Source organism: Methanobrevibacter sp., from assembly GCF_045586545.1.
In the GTDB taxonomy this organism is placed as follows: Archaea; Methanobacteriota; Methanobacteria; order Methanobacteriales; family Methanobacteriaceae; genus Methanocatella.
The window spans coordinates 1-14,109 of sequence record NZ_JAZNAN010000050.1 but is presented as its reverse complement, the minus strand read 5'-3'; the positions used below and the strand labels follow the sequence as shown (position 1 = coordinate 14,109).

Genomic DNA, 14,109 nt, shown 5'->3' with positions numbered 1-14,109 from the left:
GTAGCGATAGTGTTATTGTTAATAGTAGCATTACCCATTATAACTTTAACACCGACAGCTTCAACACCGAATCCTTCCCAAATAGTTTCATTACCTTCTTCAGATGCGATTGAAACAATGTGGTTATTATCAATGTTTATGCTAGAACCTCTAAATGCAATGCCAGTAGTATAATTACCAGTCAACTCAATTTCATTTTTAACAATATTACTTTCTACATCACCTGAAGAGAAACCGAAAACATTGTAAGCCTCACCAGTGATTGTATTACCAGTATAATTTGCTTTAACGTCTGCACCATTCATACCAGAATAAATACCGTAAACAGATGTATTAGCTTTAACATCAATAACATTATCTTCAACTACACCGGAAGCAGGACCTTCAACATCAATACCATTAGCATAGTAATCGCCAACAGAAGTGATGTTATTGGATCTAATTATGAAATCATCACCGGAAAGAATAATGCCATAAATGTAAGTAAAACCAGTAGAGTCAATTACATTATTAGAAATAACTGCCTTGTTGGAATTTTTGAAATCGATTGAATAAATGGTATCATACTCGCCAACAACAGCATTGTAAACAACATTTACTTCATTGCTATCAAATATAACATCATCTGAAGAATCAACCACTATACCCTCAGACATAGGAGAACTTACCCAATTTCCACTACCTGCAGGGACTTCAGCCCAACCAACAGCAGCAGAAGGTATAGAAATTTTGAATTTATTACCATTAATAATAGCGTTATTAGAACTTGAAATTAAAATTGCATTATTAACATAATATCCCATTGTATTACCAACATAGTTAATTACAGAATTTGATAAACAAAAGTTTTCAGTTCTTAATACATGGATAGGAATTCCTTCAGGTCCTGAATTTGCATCAACAAAATCAATTGTCAAATCAGTAAGAACTACATCAGAAATAGTTTCGCCTTCAACAGCACCAGCAAAAATTGAATTAATTCCTGTAGTTTGATTTATTGTAAATCCTGAAAAAGTAACATTACTGGAATAAATCTGAATATCCGGATTAATTAAATTAGAATTGTAACCAGTAATCTTGAAAGGACTTTCAACAAATAGAGTTAAATTTTCGAAAGTGCCTTCAAATATTAATTCATCAGCAGTAATATTTTTATTAATCTGTCCAGCTTCACTAATATATTCTCGAATATTACTGTTGTTAATTATAATACTTGAAGTTGAAGCACCCTCATCTTCACTAAGTACTTGTGTATCTTCTTCAACAGCAAGCACTTCTTCATCAACACTTATTTCATCATCAATAGCTGTAATATCAGCAGTGTCATCAGCCGCAAAAGCAGCAGTAACAGACAACATTACTATAGAAAGCATGATTAATGAAATAAACAAACTTTTTGCCTTAATAATTCCACCTCATTTAATATATATTAAACAAATCAATAGTCGAAATAAAATTTATAAAAATAACAAAAAAATTGACTATTAATATTAATATAAGATTTAAAAATATTTAAATATAATTAAATTAAATTTGAAAAAAAAGTAAAATAAAGGTTAAAAATAACCTTATTTTTTGATTTTAATAGTATTTTTAATAGTACAGCCACCGTAACTTGAAGTTACTTTGTACTTGCCAACTTTTAAGTTCTTAAGTGTTAAAGTTGCAACACCTTTTTTATTGGTCTTGACTTTATACTTTTTACTTTTGACTTTAATGGTAATTTTCTTATTTTTAAGTTTTTTACCTTTTTTATTTACTAATTTAACGCTGAATTTGATTTTTTTAGCTTTTTTCTTAGAAATGTTTTTAGCGATTAAAGTTGGCTTAAATGTTATTACATTTGATACGTTATAACCATTGTATTCGGCTGTAATAGTGTATGAACCTGCTTTCAATTTGGCAGAATAGGTTGCATAACCAGATTGATCTGTTTTAACTGTTTTAGTTGCATCATTGATTTTAAAGGTAACTTCTTTACCTTCACCGACAGCTTTGCCGTCAGTATCAACAATTTGAACCTTATATTTTACAGTATTTCCATAATAAACAGAGTAATCCTTACCTCCAATGATTGATGGCATAGGAGTAATCTCTAAACTGGAAAATGCCTTTGCATCATTATAATTAGTAACGCCATTGACTTCTACGGTCATGTTATACAATCCTGCATTTATTGTGGCAGCACTATAAGAAAGTGTAGCAATACCTTTATCATCACTAACTGCAGTGCCCATAGGATTTGCTTTACCAGCAGAATTGATTCTATTAAATTCGACAATAGCTCCTTTTATAGGATTTCCAAGCTCATCTAGAAGTTTTGCAGTGATATTTCCTGTTTTGCCTTGTTGAATAGATACTTTATCTACGGCAATTACGATATTTCCTTTAGTGATTGTGACTTTAATATCATAGGTTGAAGCCTTATAATCCTCTTTTAGCAATTTTGCAGAAAATACATATTGTGCAGGTCTAAAATCGCTAGTAAATTTAAATTTAGCGGATGCAACACCATCAACTACCTTTGACTCAGCAAATACATCACCTAAATCATCCATAAATTGAACAATAGCTCCATCTATTGATTTATCAAATGTTATTGTAAATTCGCCAGTGCCCAAATAAGGAACTTCAATTTTTTTAACTGAAGCATCAGCAACATATTTGTAATTTTCAGTCACATTGTTATCTTTGACATTATTAATTGCTTTATTTCCGCTGCCTTTTTCACTATCTAAGTTATTATCTTGGAGAACATTATTTGTAGCGCCATCATCAATTAAAACTGCATATCCTTTTGCTGAAGTTATCTCGTTAGAGGTTATAACATTATTTGTTGAATTGTCCTTAAGATAAATTCCAGCATTTCCAGCGCCTAATGAATCCAAATTCTTATGGGACAAGTCTTCACCAGTTCCATTGGCATTAATTACATTGCTGGTAATGTTATTGTAATTACCATTAGAAATTAAAATTCCATAAACCTGTTTACCATTAGCATCAAATTTATTGTTATTTATGTCATTTTCACTAGAAGAAGTAGCTTCGATACCATATATCAGTTCAGAACTTAAATCCAAATCGTTATCATCAATAGAAGTTTTTTGAGACAATTCTAATGTGATACCATAAGTGACACCATCTGCTTTCAAATTGATGATGTTGTCTTTCAATATTGTTCCTTCAGATTCATCTCCTACGATTAAACCGGTTGCGAAATATGGTCCGACAATTGTTATTGTATTTCCTTCAAACTCATTATTAGTTGCACCTTGGCCTTCAGGAGCATTATGTCCAGTGTAGTATCCTAAAACTCCCATTCCATAAAGGTAGTTGTCATTACCAGATACGAATACATTATTGTCTAAAAATATGTTGTTATGACTATTATAGTATAGGTCGATTCCTACAATTGAATTTGTAGATGATCCGTTTCCTGTAGTCGGGTATTGTTTATCTAATTTGGAAGTTACATTGACGTCGTTGCCAGAAACTTTATTGTTTGATGAGTATAATAATAAAATTCCATAAGTTCTATATATTTCCTGGACAACGTGTGCACCATCCATACAATATTCATTACCGTCAACACAGTACTTAGTTCCATTAATAATGAATTCATTACCATCCAAACAATAGGAAACTCCATCGATAACAAGTTCTCCGCCATCTAAACAATAAGACTTGCCATCAATAACAAGCTCATTACCATCCAAACAATAGAACTGACCATCAATGGAAAGCTCATTACCATCCAAACAATATTTGATTCCATCAATAGAAAACTCATTGCCATCAATACAGTAACTAGTTCCATCAATAACAACTTCATTACCATCCAAACAATAAGTCTTGCCATCTATAACGACTTCATTGCCGTCAATGCAGTAGGATTTACCATCAATAAAAAGCTCATTACCGTCCAAACAATATTTGATGCCATCAATAGAAAACTCATTGCCATCTAAACAGTAACTAGTTCCATCAATAACGATTTCATTACCGTCGATGCAGTAAGAAACACCGTCTATTGAGAATTCATTACCATCAATGCAATAAGTAGTTCCATTAATTGAAAATTCGTTGCCGTCTAAGCAATATGATTGGCCGTCAATAACAAGCTCATTACCATCAATACAATAGGACTGACCATCAATAACAAGCTCATTACCATCAATACAATAAGATTTACCATCAATAACAAGCTCATTACCATCTAAACAATAAGATTTACCATTTATCACCAATTCGTTTCCGTCAATACATTTTTCAACTTCAAAACTGTAAACCTCTCCAGTTCCGATTGTTTTAATTGTATTATTTGCAAAATTACAATCTTCACATGCATAGGAAAGCAATGTGAAAGTTAAATAATCTCCTTCAGAAGTCAATTCGTTGTTCCATACATCAATGTCTGTGGATTGTAAGACATAAATTGCATAAGCGGCTTTAGGGTCACTTACTGAGATTTTATTGTTAACAATTCTGACCCCTGGAGCTTGATTTACAAAAATACCCCAAGCATTAACTCTTTCAGCTTCATTATTTAGTATGGTTAAGTTTTCAATTAATACATTACCTGAAGTTACTTTAAAAGTTGAATTGTAAAATATTGGATTTTTACCAGTGATTTTAACACTTTTGGTCACATATATGATTTCATTATTGAATGTTCCTTCAAAGCTTAAAATATCATTATCACTAACTTCTGAAGTCAAACCACCGTTATCATTGATGTAAGTACGGATGTTTTTTGGAGTGATTGTGATAGTTTTTCCACTGAAAATGTAAGTTGGTTTAGACATGTCTATTTTACCCGCAGGAGTGATAATTTCTTTTTTAAATACCTCATTTGAAGTTAAATCAATATTAGAAGTGTCCTCTTGAACCCCTGCAGCATCAATAGCAACCTTATTTCCAGTATGAATAACATTATTTACAACAGTTACATCTTTAGGCATTCTTCTGTTACTTACTTTTTCAATTAAAATTCCTACACCTGAAACGGAAGTAATATTGTTTGAATCAACTAAAAGACCTGATCCTTCATCTTTTTCATAAATTCCGGAACCTAATTCAGTAAATACAACATTATTTTTAATTACAACATCAGATCCTCCGGCAGTTATGCCTCTTCCTTTGTGAGTCACATTAACCCAGTTATCTTCAACAACAGATCCGTCAATGGCTGAGATTCCAGCACCGGTTGCGATAATTTTACAGTCAATAATCTTATTGTTTACAATTTTTGAGTCATATGCACCAACAATGGCGTATTCCCCACCAGTTTCAACACCTAAATGATTATAATCTGCACCAGTAATGTTTATAATTTCATTATCAATTATGATATTGCCGCTGCCTGCTGTAGAAATACCTCTATAACCTCTAATTACTTTATTGGCTTTAATAGTATTGTTACTACCCATTACTTGAATGTTATAACTCCAGGAAGTAGGTAAAATCTCAATATTACATTTTACAGTATTATTGTAAATAATGTTGAAGTTAGAATCTCCTCCTTTGAGAGGGCCACCTGCGTAGCTTGACAAGTAAATTCCATTAGCATCATCGGCTTCGACTTTATTATTAGCTACATAATTGTAATGGGATCCGCTTAAAATCAATGTTGGAGTGGATCTTGTACCATGTCCATATGTAATACCATAACATTTCAAGTCATTATCTGTGATATTATTGTAATTTGCACCATTAGCTACACAGATACAGTATGACGCCTTACCAGTATTTTTTATAGTACAGTCTTTTACAATACAGTTGCTTGCTGAATTTAAAAATATACCATAAGTTTCGCCTTTTGTATTTGCAATATTTAAATTAGCAATAGAACTTCCTGATGCTCCACTTAATAAGGTAATCATGGAATTTTTCATGTTATTTGTAGATGTTCCAACAATATTGACCTTTTTATCAATAGTGAATTTTAAATCATTAATAGAACCATCAAAGTATATTGAATCCCCGGAATTAATAGTTGAATCTATTAGTTTTCCATCTTTATCAAAATACTTTCCATAAGAATCTTGAGTAATTGTATGGGATGATGCGGTTTGGATTTCTTCATTAGAAACCGAAACATCCTCATCAATTAAATCATCAGATACCTCCAAAATATCTGCATTAGTTCCATCATCCGTTAAGTTAAAATCATCACTGGCACTTACAGCACCAATCGATAATAAAACTAACAATAATAAAACTAAAATGTTAATTTTTTTAATCATTATTATACCTCATCATATTAAATTTATAAGAATATTAGAAAACTTAATTAAAATAAACTTTAAAAATTTTCTATTATATTATTATTATGATAAAATACAATATTTAAAAATTACTAAAAAAATAAAAAAAGTTGATGATTAAATTAATAATCATCATATTCATCATCATTTCTTAAATATCCAACTAAGAAAATTGCAATTAAAACAATTACTGCAATTATTACAAATATTGGCATGCTTGATTCTGTGGAACTTGCAGATTTAGATGCGGATTTTTCTGAAATCTCATAAGCTTTGGCATTGCTATCATGAGCTGAATCAGATGATGCATCTTGAGAAGCTTGTGAATCAGAAGCTGTTTTTGCATTACCTGCCTCTGACGGTTCGACACCAAATGCTGTTTTGCCTCCAGAATTAGAACCATCCTCTTTTTCTTGAGAAGTGTTGTTCATCTTAGTATCAGCATTTTTTTCTCCACCGTCATGATCTCCGGTTTTTCCATTGTTTGAATCTTCATCCATTTTATATAATGGCTCAGTATTTGTTGCTTGAGCAAGTATCTCCGCAAATTTCTCTTTCTGAGCAGGAGTTAAAGAACTCAATTGGATAAGTTTTGAATTCCATGCCAAATTCTTACAGGTGTGGTGACAACATGCAACACCATAATCGATTACACTTTGCATATAAGAATCGACTAATTTTTGAAGAGTTTGGGAATCTGCATCCCAAAGATTTTGGTCTGCCATGTAAATTTGCCAACCCGCCATAGATTGTGCACCCGGAGCCAATGTACGGTCATTAGCACCATTTATAATATCCAGCACTACATCGGCCAATTGGTCACCAAGTTGTTTGTTAAGCTTGCCTCCACTGAGAACAAGAGAACCATACATATTCTGTTGATTTGATGCAAGAGTATTCATACCTGCAGGAGTGTTACGCAAAACATCAGTGTATTTAGGATTCAATAACTTGCTACGAATTTCGAAATCAATCTCTTCCTCATAAGTTCTTGGAATATACTTGTTCTTGTTCCTAATATCGAAAAATGCAGTATCAGGTTTTGACTTGCCTGATTTATTTTTCAATACGCTAGCAGCATTATATAAACCACCGAACCAATCATAGTAATCATCTGAATCGAATAATCTCCAAGTACTATCAAAGTTTTGAGTAATCACATCAACATTTTCCAGCAAATATTTGTAGTTATCCTTTTGTTGGTTAACCACAACATTTCCCTTTTCATCAAGAGTCCATGAATAGGATACCTTACTTAAATATATGTCCATTGCATACTCATTAACTGTTGAAATATTCCAGTCTGCAGTGTTTGGAATAAGATTAGACATGCCAGTTCCTTCTAATACATTACCTGGAAGACCAAATAATCTATCCAAAGTAGGATTTTCAGCATAATGTTTTTTAACATAATTGTTTGATGCATCTTCGCCAGTTGCATTCAATGCTAAATTAACTGAAGTTAACATCCATGTAATCCAATCTTTATTATTAGTTACCATACTTGCAAATACATCAATTCTAGGCCTATTAACAACAGAGCCATTGTTTAAAGTTACAGTCAACTCTTCTAATGGAAGTTGCTCAACACCAAGTACCTTTCCATTATCCGCCCATACAGGCTTACAACCTAAGAAATACATGAATTCAGCAACACCGATTCCTTCTGTTCTTGAAATCTCTGTACCCCATAAGATTAATGAAGTTAATTCCGGCCATTTGCCATGCTGTTCATAGTAATTAGCCAAAAGCATATCAACTATTTTTACAGCAGAACCATATGCCGCCTGAGATGGCATTCTAGTTGGGTCTGAAGCATAACCGTCAAATCCTGTAGGAATTGAATCACCATATGAAGGGTCGGCAAACAGTCCTGATTTTACATAATTACCGCTTAATGCCAATAATATGGCATTCCATTCATTGTTGTTGTGAATATTTTCAATGACATCTTCACAATAAAGTGTTGAATTATATAAAGCAGAACCTTCCTTAATGCCCAACTTTTTGTTTAACTCTTTAGCAGAAGTTCCATTAACAAGACTTGAGGAATATTCCTTTAAGAAATTTTTGATTGATTCAACCTCTTTTGAATACTTGAAGTTTCCTTCCATATCATCATAGAAGCTTAAATCCTTCAAATCAGGATATAAATATTCAATGAGCTGATTATAAATCTTGGTCTGAGAGGTAACAATAGTTACGACTTCTTCGGCAAGTTCATCGCCGGTTAATATTTTTCCTAAAGAATGAAGACCATAAGTGTTGAAATCTTCCTCCATTGAATCCAAATAATGGTGCAAATCATCCAACCAAGTTTCGAATGTCTCATTTTTAGTATAATTTTTAAAACCTAATGCCGGAGCCAAATCTAAAATTTTAGCTTTATATTCCTCAGCATTGGAAGTTACATTGACACTCAATTGTTCCTTATAGTAATTAATATAATTCTTTAAGGTTGTGTAATTACCATATAACTCGGATGATACCATTGCAGGAGTCATGTGAGTAATCAATAATGCAGAACTTCTATCTCTAGCAACCATCGCTTCACCAGGGTTAGATACAATATAAGGATAGATTGTTGGAATTAAAGTTAATTCGAAAGTCCAATCTCCTGGGAATGCACCTAAATTAATACCCGGCAACCATTCTAAAGTTCCATGAGTTCCCATACTGATAATTGCATTAATATTTGCAGTTTTCTCCATCCATTTATAAAATGCGACATATTGCTGATGAGGAGGTATGACTAAACTGTGATAATCCTTAACCTCTTCCCAACCTCTACTTGGCTGGAAAGTGATGAATACATTACCAAACCATACTCCAGGAATAACAATATATTTGTTTTTATAAACCATTGCAGGACCTAAATTATCTCCCCAATATCCTATTAAATCCTTGAACAATTCATCACGAATATCTGAAGTCAAATATTCAAAATCTTCAAGAGAAATCAATTGATGATGTTTCATTAAATAATCCCAATTGTCTTCGACATACTTTTCAAGCAATCCGCTAGCCCAGGATCCTTTATTGTTCATGTCAAAAAGGATTTGAGTTAAGTTCTTAAGTGAGATTAAATCTGTTAATGTATCGTTAATTCTATACATTTCAGTGTCGGAATTAATTATCCATTGATAAGTATTATTGTAGTAATTGGAAAACTCTAAATCTCCACCAATATCATATCCTTGGTTATACAATTGGTAAAGCAATTCAAAAGTACTGTTAAATACATCTAAATATGATGCACCAATTTCTGCTTTACCTGGCGGATAATTATAAAGCATTATAGCTACTTTCTTATCTGAATTGTTTAAATCATGCAAATCGGCCCATTTACAGTTTAATTGAACCATCTTGTCAACACCATCTTGGATAACATGAGATTTACCTTGGCTATCAACCCATGTTAGTGCAACTTGGCCGAAAACACCTTCAAAACTTGGATAAGTAACCATGAATGTCCATTCGACTTGAGGACCTAATTCACTGTTGTAACTGTATTCTGAAATTTCAACAATACCTTTTAAGACATGTAAATCAATGTCGGTTAAATCAGGTTCAGCAGTACCATTGGCATAATCCAGTGACCAGCTGCATAAAGAATTTACAGCAGATATGCCTACAGTTGAAATAGATTTAATCTTATTCAGTATTGAAGACATAGGAGGTTGAGTTCCAGTTTTAAATACATTGAACGCCGGCCTACCATTAGCTTCATAACCTCTAATTAATGCGTCAGATACTTCTTCACCACCATAGTAAGAAGCAATAGCTATGAATGATTTATCTGGATTGAATTTTGCAATATAATCGCTTTCAAACTTTTTAAATAATGCTGTTGGATCCAAAACATCTGTCAGCCATTCAACATAATTTTCAGTCATCCAATTTAGACTACCATCAGAACTGTGTGTATAACCCGGATTTTCGCGAATCCACTGATTGATTAACTTTCCTTCAGGCACTAGGGTATACATGCCTAAATCAGGATGGTAAAAACCACATTCAGGAGACATTAACGGAGCATTATTCTCATCAAGGGTCGGATTAATGTATTTACTTGGATCAATTAAGTAACGAACATAATCTAGGTAATTTTTCATGTTACTTTGTAAAATATCTGATTCCTCAATGTCTCTAGCTTGGAAATAAGAACCAATGTATGTATTTTCAATTGTATCATAAGTGTTGTTCTCTGCAGAAGCGCCAACAACATGCAAACCGGTTGTATTCATTATCTGTTTTGAAAAAACACTGAATGTATAAGCTACATTATAATTTGCATTGGCGGGAGATTTTGCTAAAAGCTGCTTTAAGTATTGGCCCGTTAAAACACTGTATGCAGATTCTGAAAACATGTCTATGTGCATGAATTTGGCATATTCGACCAACCATGCTCTAGATTTATCAAAATCTGTAGTACTGATATATGCAACTCTCATAGACATATTCATTAATATATCAACTTTCTCATTGTGGGAGTTATAATCCACTAATAACAATATGTCCGGCACAAACATTACATTATCAATCTTAACGGTTCCAGTCTGTTTAGTAAAATCAACAGGTCCTAATTTTATAGGCTCATAAGTGGAATAGCTAATTTCCAAATTGTATTTTTTTGAATCTAAATTTTTAATTACAACATTACCTTTTGAATCGGTAATCTGAGTTGAAACTAATTTGTTTTTTGAATCAAATACCTTTACAGTAGCGCCTTTCAAATCAAACCCATCTTCACTCCAAGTATTTATAGATTCATTAAAAGAATCCATAACATGAACATTAATTACATTATTGCTTGCTTCTAATATTTCCCCATCTGATTGGGAGGCCTGAACTTGTTGAATTTCATCAATTTGCGTTATGCCATCTAATTCAATTGAAGTACTAACTACATCAGATATTGTTTCATTATCTCCTGCAAATACACCATTTACAGAAAACAGAAGCAATACAGAGATAATTAATGCAAATACTATTCTATTATCTAGCTTTTTCGTTTTTTCACCTCCTTTTAGTCAATTAATAAAACATAGTAACATCTAAAATCATTTACTATAAGTTTAAATTTGATTTGAGAATATATAAAATTTATTAAATTCAGTTAAATTTTAGTAAAATGTAAAAGATATTTTAACACAAGAAGGATACATACATTTAAATACTAAAATATCCAAATAAAATTTGCTATTACATTGAGGTGATAATATGCGCAAGAGTACAATAGGTATAATTATATTATCTATAATATTAGTTGGAGCGGTTATCCCTTTAGGCTTTTCAGCCGTAGATAACCAACAAATAGTAATAACTTACGGTGAGGCAACTCACAGTAATGCAAATTATAAAAATACTGTTGATGACTTTTTCGTAAATCAAGCAGGTGTTGACTTAAATACTGTTGATTCAAAAATAATCACTGCAGATGAAGTAAATAAAATTTCAAGTTCAATAACTGGAAGAACATATTCTCCTAGTCAAATTTACTCTTCAGCACTTGTAGATTTAAATGATAACGATAATCTTGAAGTTAGTGTAGATAAATCAAAAATCACTACCATTACTGGAGATATGTATTTATCTGCATTAAAATCTGTAGGAATTACTGCAGGACACGTTTACGTAACAAGTCCAGTCACAGCAACTGGTGAATCTGCATTAGCAGGAATCATGAATTGTTATGAAGTTGTAACTGAAGTTGAAATTCCAGATACTGTTAAAGAAGCAGCTAACAACGAAATTTATACAGAAGCTGAAATTGTTGAAAATTCAAATGTAAGTGCTGACGATTTATCCAAATTAGTGGATGATGTTAAAGAAGAAGTACAAGAAGAAAATGTGACAGATCACCAAACTATCGTGAATATTATCTATAACTACACTATAATAAATAACATTAACATTACCGATAGCGATATTGAAAACCTAGCAAACTCTATCGAACAAATACAAAACGTTCAAGGAGACATTGACACTTACCAAACTGAAGTATCTGACGTTTTTAACAGTACTGACGAAGCACAAGGACTTTTAGATGGACTATTTAATTAAATAGTCCAAATATTATTTTTTTTAAATTAGTAACGCCACAAATAAAAGATTTTTATGAAATGGAAAATTGGCAATGTAAAAATTGATAACCAAATTGTATTAGCCCCAATGGCTGGAATCTGTGATTCCGCATTTAGAAGAATTGTTAAATCAATGGGCTGTGGGCTTATTGAAACTGAAATGGTTTCAGATAAAGCAATAATGTATAATAACTATAAAACAAAAGAAATGCTTTATATGACCGAAGAGGAACGGCCAATTTCCCAGCAAATTTTTGGAGCAGAAGCAGAATCATTTCAAATAGCTTCAAAATACATTTACGAAAACATGAAACCCGATATCATTGATATCAATATGGGATGCCCCGTCAAAAAAGTGGCAATTAAAAGTAAAGCTGGAAGTGCACTTTTAAAAAACCCTACAAAAGCTGAAGAAATTGTTGAAACTGTTGTAAATACTGTGCCAATTCCAGTAACTGTGAAGATTAGAAGTGGTTGGGATAAAAATAACGTGAATGCAGTCGAAATGGCGAAAATAGTTGAAGATGCCGGTGCTTCAGCAATTACTGTACACCCCCGTACCCGGGAAGACAGATATGACATTCCTGCAGACTGGTCAATAATTAAACAAGTTAAAGAGGAAGTTTCCATACCTGTGATAGGAAATGGAGATATATGGACATGCTATGATGCTAAAAAAATGCTTGATGAAACCGGTTGTGATGCAATTATGATTGGCCGGGCAATAAGAGGAAATCCATGGCTTGTAAAACAATGCATCGATTTCATAGATGACGGCATAGAACCTCAAAGAGTAACTGCAGAGGAAAAAATCAACATGACAAAAAAACATACGGAATTGCTTATTGATCTTAAAGGTGAAGAAATAGCCATTCCTGAAATGAGAAGCCATGCCGCATATTATTTAAAAAATCTTCCAGGAATTGTAGAAATTAAACCACGCATATTCAAAATGAATACAAAAGAAGAATTATTTAATTTATTAGATGAATATTATGAATCTTACAAAAATCATCCTAAAAGAAAAGATAATTAATATTTAGAATGTTTAGATTAACCTACCGAAAATAGATAGGCAACCTACATCCCTATAAACAATTTTACCATATTTTCAGCACCTATTGAAATAGACAGTAACATCATTATTAAAGCAATTGCAAATACGACAATCCAAATTCCAATGTTCCACTTTAAAACTTTTGTTCCATCTAAGCTATAAATAGGCAATAAATTAAATGTAGCTAAAAAGCTATTAACAGAAAAACCAACAGCACCAATGAAAAATATTAAATTAAAAATATCTGAGTGGAACTTTAAAGGATATACTAAAGCTGCAATCACTATAAATATCAATGCAAGCGCCATATTAGTCATTGGTCCGGCAATTGCTATTTTACCACTTATTTCATCGCTAATATTGTCTGCATAAATGCGAGCTTCACCCGGAAAGGCCAATACCATCCCAAAAAATGATGAAATAAATGCAATTAATAATCCTATAGGCCATAATATAAATTCAGACTGGTATCCATATTTCATTGCCACGAATTTGTGTCCGGTCTCATGGGATATACATCCTATACCTACACCAACCATAACAAGAGGTAAAATTGAAAGGATACCGTAAAAATCTGTTCCAACAGTTGATATTGCAAAACAAAATGAAAGTACGATAAACGCAATAATTAAATATATTACTTCCTTTTTTGTAAATTTTAGCATAATATTAAATATCTACTTTATATATTAAATTTTTT

Annotated in this window: 6 protein-coding genes; 2 read left to right on the top strand and 4 right to left on the bottom strand. The window is 32.2% G+C overall.

All coding sequences use genetic code 11. The features are described 5' to 3' along the window. The 3 genes from ACKI3D_RS04175 to ACKI3D_RS04165 all read right to left on the bottom strand — a co-directional run. On the bottom strand, nt 1-1,391 hold a 1,391-nt coding region (locus tag ACKI3D_RS04175), incomplete at its 3' end, for a hypothetical protein (RefSeq protein ID WP_407392499.1). Nucleotides 1,392-1,568: 177 nt separating this feature from the next. Next, nucleotides 1,569-6,245: a right-handed parallel beta-helix repeat-containing protein gene (locus tag ACKI3D_RS04170; protein WP_407392498.1), complete on the bottom strand. Its 4,677-nt coding sequence runs from the start codon at nt 6,243-6,245 to the stop codon at nt 1,569-1,571. Nucleotides 6,246-6,388: 143 nt separating this feature from the next. Then, a complete protein-coding gene (locus ACKI3D_RS04165; protein ID WP_407392497.1) occupies nt 6,389-11,233 on the bottom strand; it encodes a cobaltochelatase subunit CobN in 4,845 nt (1,614 codons plus the stop codon). 256 nt (nt 11,234-11,489) lie between these two features. On the opposite strand from ACKI3D_RS04165, the gene ACKI3D_RS04160 reads away from it, so the two are divergent. Both ACKI3D_RS04160 and dusB read left to right on the top strand, forming a co-directional pair. After that, complete coding sequence (locus ACKI3D_RS04160; RefSeq protein WP_407392496.1) at nt 11,490-12,332, top strand: DUF1002 domain-containing protein; 843 nt, start codon at nt 11,490-11,492, stop codon at nt 12,330-12,332. A gap of 54 nt (nt 12,333-12,386) precedes the next feature. After that, the gene (gene dusB / locus ACKI3D_RS04155; RefSeq protein WP_407392495.1) at nt 12,387-13,388 is read left to right on the top strand and encodes a tRNA dihydrouridine synthase DusB; all 1,002 of its coding nucleotides are present in this window, start codon (nt 12,387-12,389) and stop codon (nt 13,386-13,388) included. Between the two features lie 44 nt (nt 13,389-13,432). Here the strand turns inward: dusB and ACKI3D_RS04150 are convergent, their stop codons facing one another. After that, entirely contained in the window at nt 13,433-14,074 is a 642-nt protein-coding gene (locus ACKI3D_RS04150) for a site-2 protease family protein (protein ID WP_407392494.1), read from the bottom strand. Between the last annotated feature and the right edge of the window lie 35 nt (nt 14,075-14,109).

What these genes read in the sequence shown, in the direction of transcription:
- ACKI3D_RS04170 (WP_407392498.1), bottom strand. Translation starts at nt 6,245, where the DNA reads ATGATTAAAAAAATTAACATTTTAGTTTTATTATTGTTAGTTTTATTA.
- ACKI3D_RS04160 (WP_407392496.1), top strand. Translation starts at nt 11,490, where the DNA reads ATGCGCAAGAGTACAATAGGTATAATTATATTATCTATAATATTAGTT.
- ACKI3D_RS04150 (WP_407392494.1), bottom strand. Translation starts at nt 14,074, where the DNA reads ATGCTAAAATTTACAAAAAAGGAAGTAATATATTTAATTATTGCGTTT.
- dusB (WP_407392495.1), top strand. Translation starts at nt 12,387, where the DNA reads ATGAAATGGAAAATTGGCAATGTAAAAATTGATAACCAAATTGTATTA.